This window comes from Cognatiluteimonas telluris, from assembly GCF_011320095.1.
In the GTDB taxonomy this organism is placed as follows: Bacteria; Pseudomonadota; Gammaproteobacteria; order Xanthomonadales; family Xanthomonadaceae; genus Cognatiluteimonas; species Cognatiluteimonas telluris.
The window spans coordinates 1-8021 of record NZ_JAANOY010000047.1 but is presented as its reverse complement, the minus strand read 5'-3'; the positions used below and the strand labels follow the sequence as shown (position 1 = coordinate 8021).

The window sequence follows — 8021 nt, the reverse complement described above, 5'->3', positions numbered from 1 at the left end:
CCAGCGCCGCCAGGCGGCCACCACTGGCCGCGTCGAGCGCCTGCGCCGCCGGGCCCAGGGTCGTGCGGGCGCCGCCGGATGCCGCACCGCTGGCCGCCGTGCCCTCGCCGGGCGTGCCGCTGGAAAATGCGCCTACCACGATGCAGTCGGTGGCGGTGTCGGCGGGAGCGGCTTGGTTCAGGGTGAATTCGAGGGGCATCGACCAGATTCCAGGGAGTGGAGGCGTTGGGTTCCGTACAATCCGCACGCCGCCCGGATCGCGGTGCAGGGCAATGAGGGTTCGACGGCGACGGGCGCGTCGCCACCATGGCCTTCACGGCCAGGGCGAACCATCCGGTGGCCGGCCACCGAGGCGGCCCGTCGAGGACGAAACGATCCGGAAGTCTAAAGCAAGCCCGCCCGATGCCAACCCTGCCGCCCCCACCAAGCGCCGCCGAGGCCTGATGCCCAAGCTCGATCGCTACCTGTTCCGCGAATTCAGCCAGACCACGCTTGCCGCCGTGGTGGTGCTGCTGATGGTGAGCCTGGGCGGGATCTTCGCCGACGTGCTGGGCGACGTCGCCCGCGGCCGCGTGCCGGCCGGGATGATGCTGGCGCAGCTGGGGCTGCAGCTGATCCGCTACCTTCCGCTGGTGCTGCCGTTGGGGTTGATGATCGGCATGCTGCTGGCGATGGGACGGCTGTACCGCGACGCCGAGATGCCGGTGCTGACCTCGATCGGCATCGGTCCGCGGCGGATGCTGCGCCCGGTGCTGATGCTGGTGCTGCCGGTCGTGGCGGTGATCGCGCTGTGCTCGCTGTGGTGGGGGCCGTGGGCCAAGCGCACCTCGCAGGAAATGATCATCGCCGGCAGCCGCAGCCTGCTGGTCGCCGGGCTCGAGCCCGGCCGCTTCACCGAATTGCCCGGAGGAAACGGCGTCGTCTACGTCGGCGGCATGTCCAACGATGGCCGCCAGCTGTCGCGCGTGTTCGTCTACAAGCAGGCGCGCGGCCGGCTCGACGTCACCACCGCGCGCACCGGCGCGTTGTCGTTCGTCGGCCGCAACGACCGCTACCTGACCCTGCTCGACGGTTTCCGGGTCGAAGGGCCGCTGGAAACCGGCATGGACTTCCGCCTGATGCGCTACGCCAGCAACGCCATGCGCATGCCGCGCAACGAGGACCGCGCGCCGGAGGACGATCCGCAGTCGATGACGCTGCAGGCGTTGTTCAAGGACCCGCGCCGGGAGGCGGCCGCGCAGCTGCATTACCGCATCGCGCCACCGCTGCTGGCGCTTGCGTTCGCGCTGATCGCGGTGCCGCTGTCACGCAGTTCGCCCAGGCAGGCGCGCTATGGGCGGATCCTGCTCGGCTTTTTGGCTTACCTCGTCGGCACCAACCTGATGGTCCTGGGCACCGACTGGCTGGGCAGCGGCACGCTGCCGATGGCCGCGGGCCTGTGGTGGCTGCTGCTGCCGCTGCTGGCGGTGGCGCTGTGGATGTATTTCCACGATGGACGCCTGCGCCGGGGATTCGCGGTCGGAGCCACGCGATGAAGCCGTTCCCGAAGCTGCACGATCTGTACATCGCCCGCGTGCTGCTGCTCACCGTGCTGGCCAGCTGGGGCGTGCTGCTGGGCCTGGACGTGGTGCTGGCGGTGGTGTCGGAGATCAGCGATGTCGGCAAGGGCGATTACACCTTCGCCAAGGCCGTCGTCGACGTGCTGCTCACGGTGCCGCGGCGCGCCTACACCCTGTTCCCCACCGCGGCGGTGATCGGAACGCTGATGGGGCTGGGCCAGCTGGCGGCGAGCTCCGAGCTCACCGCGCTGCGTGCACTGGGCCTGTCGCGGCGCCGGCTCGGGCTGGCGGTGGCGATCGCGTTGTCGGTGCTGACGGCGCTGATGGTGGTCAACGGCGAGACGCTCTCGCCCTGGGGCATGGCGCGCGCGGATGCCTTGAAGGCGTCGGCGAAGTCGCGCGACATGATCGTCGCCCAGTATTCCGGCCTGTGGGCGCGCGAAGGCAACACCTTCCTCAATGCGCAGGCTGGGCAGCAGCGCGACCAGGGCGGACAGCACTGGCTCGAATTGAGCGACGTACGGCTGTACGAATTCGACGACCTCGGCCGGCTGGAGTCGATCGCGCAGGCGCGCACCGCCGAGCATCGCCCCGGGGGCTGGCGCCTGCACAACGTCAAGCGCACCTACTTCGATGCCCGCTCGGTCACCCAGACCGAAGTGATGGAAGAACACTGGAACTCCAGGCTCGACGACACCGCGCTGGCCGCCAGCGTCACCCAGCCCTACGCGCTGCCCTCGTCGGACCTGCGCAGCGGCATCGAATACCGCCATCGCAACGACCTGGACGCCAGCCGCTTCGAGGAAAGCTACTGGGGCCGCTGGTTCTACCCGCTCAACGTGCTGGCGCTGTGCCTGGCCGCGGTGCCGTTCGCCTTCGGCAGCCTGCGCAGCGGCGGCCTGGGAAAACGGCTGTTCATCGGCATCGTGTTCGCGCTGGGCTTCTGGCTGCTACAGACGCAGTTCGTGCAACTGGCCGGCGTGTACAAGTTCGACTACCGCATCGCCTACCTGGTGCCGCCAGCGGTGATGATGGCGGTGTCGTTCGCGCTGTTCCGACGGCGCAGCGGCTGAGGATCGGGTCGCACACCTTCGACCACCGGATCGCGTTCCCGTCGCCCGGGCAAGCGCAGCGCACCCGGGGCGGTGCGCGCGAAACCCCGATGACTCCTCGTCCCGCTCCCGGATGCGGCTTCGCCTTGCCCGGGCTGCGGTCGCACCGGAACGGGTTCGTGCCGCTGCGCGCTAAACTGTCGCCTTCCCCATCGAAGCCCGTCGCCATGGCCGATCTTGCCCCGCAGCGCGCGACCGCGCCCGCCAATGCCCAGCAGCGTTACGAGGTCCACGCCGCGGACCTGCCGTTGAGCTGCCCGACGCCGGCGATGGCGTTGTGGAATTCGCATCCGCGCGTGTACCTGCCGATCGCGCAGGACGGCGGGGAGGCGCATTGCCCATATTGCGGCGCGCACTTCGTCCTCGTCGACTGACCCGCGCGGGCCGGGCGCGGCATGAGCCGGTGACGATGGGCCGACGCCTGACCGTGGTGCAGCTGCTGCCGGCGCTCGACGCTGGTGGCGTCGAGCGATCGACGCTCGAGATCGCCGAGGCGCTGGTGCAGGCCGGCCACCGCGCGATCGTGGTGTCGGCGGGCGGGCGGCTGGTGGCGCCGCTGCAGGCGCTCGGCGGCGAACACGTCACCTTCGACATCGGTCGCAAGTCGCTCCTGAGCCTGCGCCGCGTGCCCGCGCTGCGACGGATGTTCGCGCAGGTCGACGCCGACATCGTGCACGCACGCTCGCGGCTGCCGGCGTGGCTGGCGAGTTTCGCGCTGCGCGGAATGCGCGGGGCGCGCAAGCCGCGCTTCGTCACCACCGTGCATGGGCTCAACTCGCCCTCGCGCTACAGTGCGGTAATGGCGTCCGGCGAGCGCGTCATCTGCGTGTCGCGGACCGTGCGCAATCACGTGCTGCAGCACTATCCGCAGGTCGATCCCGCGGCACTGCAGGTGATCGAACGCGGCATCGACCCGGCCGCGTTTCCGCGTGCGGACCATCCCGACACCGCGGCGCGCAGCGCGGTGGCCTCGCTGCATCCTCAACTCTCCGGCAGCGGCCCGCTGCTGCTGCTGCCCGGACGCGGCACGCGCCTGAAGGGCCACCACGATGCACTGTGCATGCTGGCCACGCTGCGCGCGAGCGGGGTGGACGCGCGACTGTGGATGCCCGGCGCGCGCCAGTCCGGTCGCGCGGATTACGTCGCCGAACTCGAGCGCGACGCCGCGGCGTTGAACCTCACCGATGCGGTGGCGATCTCGGCGCCCACGGCCGCGATGGCGCAGGCGTATGCCGCCTCCACCGTGGTGCTGCAGCTCTCGCGCAAACCCGAGGCCTTCGGGCGCACCGTGCTGGAGGCCTTGTCGGTCGGCCGCCCGGTGATCGGCTGGGCGCATGGCGGCGTCGGCGAGTTGCTGGCGCGCTGGCTGCCGCAGGGGGCGGTGGCGCCGTTCGACGTAGACGCGCTGGCGGCGGCGACCCGCGCGCTGCTCGCCAGTCCGCCGCCGCTCCCGGTTACGATGCCCGACGGCCTGCGCGCGATGCAGCAGGCGACGCTGGCCCTGTACGAGCAACTCGCATGAGCCGACCCGCGACGCCGATGTCCCCGATGGCCACTGACGCCGCGCGTGCGCCGGTCGGCTGGCGCTGGGCGCCGGCGTGGGTGCTGGCGTTCGTCGCGCTGTGGCCGGCACCGGGTTACGCCGAAGGGGTGATGGTGCTCGGAGCGCTGGTGGCGATCGTGCGCTTGCTGCTCGCGCGTTTCCGCGGCGGCACCCGGCTGCTGAGCGCGCCGGCGTGGGCGCTGACCAGTGCGTTGTTTTTCGCTTACTGGGCGCCGGAGGCGATTTCGGCCTTCGATGCCATCGATCGCGCGCATGCCTGGCACGAAACGCTGGTGGACCTGCGCTACCTGCCGTTCCTGTGGCTGGTGGCGGCGGCGGTGGCGGACGACCGCGCCCGCCGGACGACCTTCAACGGGCTGGCGATCATCGTCGCGGTGTGGACGTTCGATGCGCTGCTGCAGGCATTGACCGGCCTGAGCCCGCTGTTCTGGAGCCTGGACCAGCTCAAGCAGATCATCAGCGGCCATGCGATGTGCCCGGCCAGCGAAGTGGCCAGCGTCGATCGCCTCAGCGGCGTGCTCGGGCCGTGCAACCTGAAGCTGGGGCTGGTGCTGGCGAGCCTGTCGCCGTTCGCGCTGCACGCGGCCGGGCGCCGTTACGGCAGCGTCGGCTGGATCGTGCTGGCGGCCGTGCTGGGCGTGGTGATCCTGCTGGCCGGCGCGCGCGCGTCGTGGCTGACCTATGCGCTGGTGTTGCTGTTTTCCGGCTGGCGGCTGCTCGGGGTCAAGCGCTTGCTGGGCGTGTTCGTGTTCGGGGCGGTCACGCTCGCGGTGCTGACGCTGGCGGTGCCGCAGGTGCGCGAACGCATCGCCCGCACCACCCAGGCGTTGACCGCCGACCAGGACGGGGTGGAAGTTGCCCTGTCCGGGCGCACCCGGATCTGGAGCGCGGCGGTCTGCATGGTGCGTGCGCATCCGGTCAACGGCGTGGGCGCGCGCGGCTTCCGCGAGGCCTTCCCCGGCTGCGACCAGGAAGCCGGAACGCTTGCCGCCTGGGGCCACGGCCCGGCGCTGCATGCCCACCAGATCGTGCTCGAGATCCTCAGCGAAACTGGTTTCATCGGCCTGCTGCTGTGGCTGGCAGGCGCGGCGCTGGCGTGGCGTGCGTGGCGGTTCGCCGCGCCGCCGATGCGCGAGCGCGCAGGCCCGGCGCTGCTGGCGCTGGCGGTGACGGTGTTCCCGTTCAACACCCACCTGGCGTTCTATTCGACGTTCTGGGGCGGCGTGGCCCTGCTGCTCGCCGCGCTCTATGCCGGCGCGCTGCTCGGACGCGACGAGCCGGCGCCGGCCCAGGGCTAGCGCGGCATTCTGGCGTAGGGATTGGGCCTGCCTTCGGGCTGGCGTTTGAACCTGCGGTGGATCCACAGGTACTGCGCCGGCGCCGCGCGGGCCATGGTTTCGATCCCGGCCATCACGCGCGCGGTGTCGACGGCGGCGTCGGCGGATGGAAAGCCCTCCAGCGCCGGCGACAGCCGCAGCCGGTAACTGCCATCGTCACGGCGCGCGTGTTCGAACAGCACCACCGCCGCGCCGGACAGCCGGGCCAGCTGGTGGGTCGAGGTCAGGCTGTGCGCGGGCTGGCCGAAGAACGGCACGTACACGCTGTCGCCGCGGCTGGGATCCTGGTCGGGCGCATACCACAGCAATCCGCCGCGCTTGAGGTGGCGGACCACGCCGCGCACGTCCTGCTTGGGGAACATCGCCGCGGCATAGCGCGCGCGGCCGTGCAGCACTGCCCACTCCATCGCCGGCTGCGGATACGGCCGGTACATGCCGGCCAGCGGCACGTGGTCGCACAGCAGGCGGCCACAGACTTCCAGGGTGGTGAAGTGGCCGGAGACGACGATCACGCCACGGCCATCGGCGCGCGCGGCCTGCAGGTGCTCCAGGCCCTCGATGGTGAGCCCGCGCCGCAAGGGCGCGATCGAGCCCCACCAGGCACGGGCGAACTCGAACACGCCGATCCCCAGCGCCGCGAAATGCGCATCCAGCAGTGCGCGTTGCGCGGCCGGGTCGCGTTCGGGAAAACACAGCGCGAGGTTGCGCGCGGCGATCTCGCGGCGCGCATGCAGGCGCCGCCGCAGCAAGCCGCCCAATCGGCGACCGAGCGCCTGCTGCCACGACCATGGCAGTCGTGCCAGCGCGACCAGCAACCCGATCCCGACCCAGCTCGGCCAGGTGCGCGGGGCGAGCGGTGGTCGGTCGGTGGCGTCGAAGGGCATGCCGCGATTCTATCCGGGCGCTCGCGCGGAGCCGCGAAACGCGGCCGCGGGCCGCATGTCGCCACGATCGCCTGCCGTTCGCTCCCGGCCGCATGTCGCGCAGCGCAGCGCCAAGGCTGCTGCGGTTGGCCGCGCCGATGACGTCCCCAAGGTTGGTGGGGCCGTCGACCAGGCATGCGTGCCCATGCGCCGACCCGCTGCCGCTATCCTTGCGCCATGCCTTCCGACCCTTCCGACCAGGCCGTCGAACGCGTGTTGCGTGGCCTGTATTCGGTCGTGCTGTACGCGCTGGTCCCGGTCACCGTCTACCACCTGATCTGGCGCGGCTTTCGCCAGCGCGAGTATTTCCTGCGCTGGAACGAGCGCTACGCCGTCTACGACGAGCCGCCGCGCCGGCAAGGCACGCTGTGGGTGCATGCCGTGTCGGTCGGCGAGGTCAACGCCGCCGCGCCGCTGGTCAACGCGCTGCGCGCGCTGCGCCCCGACCTGCGGCTGCTGGTGACGACGATCACGCCGACAGGATCGGCGCGCGTGCGCGCGCTCTGGGGCGAGGCGGTCGAACACGTCTACCTGCCCTACGACCTGCCCGGCGCGGTGCGGCGCTTCCTCAAGCATTTCCGCCCGCACCTGGCGCTGGTGATGGAGACCGAATTGTGGCCGAACCTGCTGCTCGGCTGCCGCGACGGCGGGGTGCCGGCCTACATCGTCAATGCGCGCCTGTCCGAACGCTCGCTGCGCGGCTATCGCGTGCTCAGCGCGCTGGTTTCGCGCGCGCTCGACACGGTGCGCCGCGTCCTGGCGCAGTCCCAGGCCGATGCCGACCGCTTCGTGCGGCTCGGTGCACCGGCCGCGCGCACGCTGGTCATCGGCAACCTCAAGTACGACATCCCCATGGACGACGCGTGGCCCGCCTTCGCAAGTGCGTTCCGCGAGCACAGCGGGATGCGGCCGGCCTGGATCGCGGCCAGCACGCACCCCGAGGAGGAAACCGCGGTGATCGCGATCCACAAGCGGCTGCGCGTGCATTGGCCGCAGTTGCTGCTGCTGTGGGCGCCGCGCCATCCGGAGCGCTTCAAGGCGGTCATGCAGCAATCGGTCGCCGCCGGCTGGCGGGTGTCCACGCGCAGGCTCACCCAGTGGCCGGACCGCGACGACGCGGTGTTCGTGATCGATACCCTGGGCGAGCTGATGCCGTTCTACGGCTGCGCGCAGGTGGCGTTCGTCGGCGGCAGCCTGCAGGACATCGGCGGCCATAACCTCCTCGAGCCGGCGGCGGTCGGCACGGCGATCGTCACCGGCCCGCACCTGCACAATTTCAGCGATATCGCCGCGCAGCTGGCAGGCGCCGGGGCCCTGCTCGTCGGCGCGGACGGCGACGCCGTGGGTGCCGACATCGAACGATTGCTGGAAGACCCCGCGCGACGCGCGGCGATGGTCGCGGCCGGGCGCGCGCTGGTCAGCAAGGGGCGCGGCGCGCTGGGCCGCACCCTGGCGGCGATCCACTCGGACCTGCCGGCGGCGCCGAGGTGACGCCGCCGCGTGCCGGCGGTGCGCCGGCACGGCGG

8 protein-coding genes are annotated in these 8021 nt (G+C 71.5%); 6 read left to right on the top strand and 2 right to left on the bottom strand.

Annotated features, from left to right (window positions below):
• Window positions 1–199, bottom strand: a 199-nt coding sequence (locus G7B67_RS12505; RefSeq protein WP_166212924.1) for a hypothetical protein, incomplete at its 3' end; no start/stop codon positions are given.
• Window positions 200–443: 244 nt separating this feature from the next.
• Between G7B67_RS12505 and lptF the strand changes: the two genes are divergently transcribed.
• The 5 genes from lptF to G7B67_RS12480 all read left to right on the top strand — a co-directional run bounded on the left by lptF (window position 444) and on the right by G7B67_RS12480 (window position 5533).
• The gene (gene lptF / locus G7B67_RS12500) at window positions 444–1535 is read left to right on the top strand and encodes an LPS export ABC transporter permease LptF (protein WP_166212922.1); all 1092 of its coding nucleotides are present in this window, start codon (window positions 444–446) and stop codon (window positions 1533–1535) included.
• Window positions 1532–2632, top strand: a complete 1101-nt coding sequence (lptG, locus tag G7B67_RS12495) for an LPS export ABC transporter permease LptG (RefSeq protein WP_166212920.1) — start codon at window positions 1532–1534, stop codon at window positions 2630–2632. Before lptF ends, lptG begins: the two co-directional genes overlap by 4 nt.
• 206 nt (window positions 2633–2838) lie before the next feature.
• Window positions 2839–3045 carry a zinc-finger domain-containing protein gene (locus G7B67_RS12490; RefSeq protein ID WP_166212918.1) on the top strand — a complete coding sequence of 69 codons (207 nt, stop codon included), beginning with the start codon at window positions 2839–2841 and terminating at the stop codon, window positions 3043–3045.
• 35 nt (window positions 3046–3080) lie between these two features.
• Window positions 3081–4193, top strand: coding sequence for a glycosyltransferase (locus G7B67_RS12485; RefSeq protein ID WP_166212916.1), 1113 nt, complete (start codon window positions 3081–3083; stop codon window positions 4191–4193).
• Window positions 4190–5533, top strand: a complete 1344-nt coding sequence (locus G7B67_RS12480) for an O-antigen ligase family protein (RefSeq protein WP_425482452.1) — start codon at window positions 4190–4192, stop codon at window positions 5531–5533. The genes G7B67_RS12485 and G7B67_RS12480 overlap by 4 nt, the downstream gene beginning before the upstream one ends.
• Here G7B67_RS12480 and lpxL read toward each other — a convergent pair.
• Window positions 5530–6456, bottom strand: coding sequence for an LpxL/LpxP family Kdo(2)-lipid IV(A) lauroyl/palmitoleoyl acyltransferase (gene lpxL / locus G7B67_RS12475; RefSeq protein ID WP_166212914.1), 927 nt, complete (start codon window positions 6454–6456; stop codon window positions 5530–5532). The two genes, G7B67_RS12480 and lpxL, sit on opposite strands and share 4 nt — an antisense overlap.
• A gap of 216 nt (window positions 6457–6672) precedes the next feature.
• Between lpxL and waaA the strand changes: the two genes are divergently transcribed.
• Complete coding sequence (gene waaA / locus G7B67_RS12470; RefSeq protein ID WP_166212912.1) at window positions 6673–7986, top strand: lipid IV(A) 3-deoxy-D-manno-octulosonic acid transferase; 1314 nt, start codon at window positions 6673–6675, stop codon at window positions 7984–7986.
• Window positions 7987–8021 lie beyond the last annotated feature (35 nt).

Bases quoted from the DNA above. Each gene is read 5' to 3' on its own strand.
- lptF (WP_166212922.1), top strand. From the start codon at position 444: ATGCCCAAGCTCGATCGCTACCTGTTCCGCGAATTCAGCCAGACCACG.
- lptG (WP_166212920.1), top strand. From the start codon at position 1,532: ATGAAGCCGTTCCCGAAGCTGCACGATCTGTACATCGCCCGCGTGCTG.
- G7B67_RS12490 (WP_166212918.1), top strand. From the start codon at position 2,839: ATGGCCGATCTTGCCCCGCAGCGCGCGACCGCGCCCGCCAATGCCCAG.
- G7B67_RS12485 (WP_166212916.1), top strand. From the start codon at position 3,081: ATGGGCCGACGCCTGACCGTGGTGCAGCTGCTGCCGGCGCTCGACGCT.
- G7B67_RS12480 (WP_425482452.1), top strand. From the start codon at position 4,190: ATGAGCCGACCCGCGACGCCGATGTCCCCGATGGCCACTGACGCCGCG.
- lpxL (WP_166212914.1), bottom strand. From the start codon at position 6,456: ATGCCCTTCGACGCCACCGACCGACCACCGCTCGCCCCGCGCACCTGG.
- waaA (WP_166212912.1), top strand. From the start codon at position 6,673: ATGCCTTCCGACCCTTCCGACCAGGCCGTCGAACGCGTGTTGCGTGGC.